Here is a 1,114-nt window from a genome sequence, read left to right as displayed (position 1 = left end):
CGATGTGAAAGGCGACTGCGTCGACGTTTGGAAATTCCATAGCTTGTTTTGATCCTGGCATTGGTCACCAAAATCAAGAACGCAAACTACTTATCGTATAGATCGAGCAGCCCCTTGTGCCTGCAATCGCGCCATCTATTACGCTCTGGATCCCAAAAACGAACCCGTATAGAGAAAGCGGCCCTTTTGACCGTACCGAAAGGCGGCAGAGGCGTCACCTTTCCCGAAATATGTTCCCAATTGCTCGTTCCCGAAATTGGCCTTCGATGACGGGAAAACGGGAATGGTCAGGCTGACTGAATGCACGCTTTCTGAGGTGGCCCCTCAAATGACCTGACAGGGCCTCGCTCTTGGATAAGAGTGAGGCATATGACTGACGGTACGACCAGGCGTTACAATGACGGCGAGGTCCTCTCCGGTGTCCAGTGCCGGAGGCGGTGGACACCGGAGGAGAAGGTCCGGATCGTCGAGGAGACGTATCTTCCGGGAATGAGCGTGTCGCTCGTCGCCCGCCAGCACGGCATCAGCGGCAGCCAGGTCTTCACCTGGCGGCGCCTGATGAACCAGGGCGCGCTGACCGCCGCGGCAGCCGGCGAGGAGGTGGTGCCAGCGTCCGAGTACCGGGCGCTGGAGGCACAGGTGCGCGAACTGCAGCGGCTGCTCGGCAAGAAGGCCATGGAGAACGAGCTGCTGCGTGAGGCCGTGTCCCGGGCCGCAGGCCCAAAAAAACTGCTCTTGCGCTCGACCTCGCTGCCCGGGGACATTCTGTGACCGCGGTAGCCGATGCGCTCAGCGTCGCCCGCCCGCATCTGTCTGCGATGCGCAACCGGCCGCCGCCACGACCGCGCGGGCGACCACCACTGCCGGATGCCGAGCTGGTCGCCGATATCCGGCTGCTCGTCGCTGATCTGCCGACCTATGGCTATCGTCGTGTCCATGCCCTACTGCGCCGCCAAGCCGAGAAGACCGGGCGCGCAGCGCCCAATCCCAAGCGGGTGTACCGCGTCATGAAAGTGCATGGCCTGCTGCTCCAGCGAGGCGGCGAACAGCGCGAGGAACGCCGTCACGACGGCCGCGTCGCCGTCGACCAGCGCAACACCCGCTGGTGTTCGGA

Annotated in this window: 2 protein-coding genes; both read left to right on the top strand. The window is 62.7% G+C overall.

The window, feature by feature from the left end; genetic code table 11:
* The first annotated feature begins 369 nt into the window (after positions 1–369).
* A complete protein-coding gene (locus U1700_RS15135; RefSeq protein WP_332753499.1) occupies positions 370–771 on the top strand; it encodes a transposase in 402 nt (133 codons plus the stop codon).
* On the top strand, positions 768–1,114 hold a 347-nt coding region (locus U1700_RS15130), incomplete at its 3' end, for an IS3 family transposase (RefSeq protein ID WP_332753498.1). The genes U1700_RS15135 and U1700_RS15130, both read left to right, overlap by 4 nt.

Source organism: Sphingomonas sp. RB1R13, from assembly GCF_036663775.1.
Classification (GTDB): domain Bacteria; phylum Pseudomonadota; class Alphaproteobacteria; order Sphingomonadales; family Sphingomonadaceae; genus Sphingomicrobium.
The sequence above is the reverse complement of the archived record's forward strand: the minus strand, read 5'-3'. Positions and strand labels throughout refer to the sequence as shown.

Excerpts from the sequence above, each read along its gene's own strand:
- U1700_RS15135 (WP_332753499.1), top strand. The coding sequence starts at position 370 with ATGACTGACGGTACGACCAGGCGTTACAATGACGGCGAGGTCCTCTCC.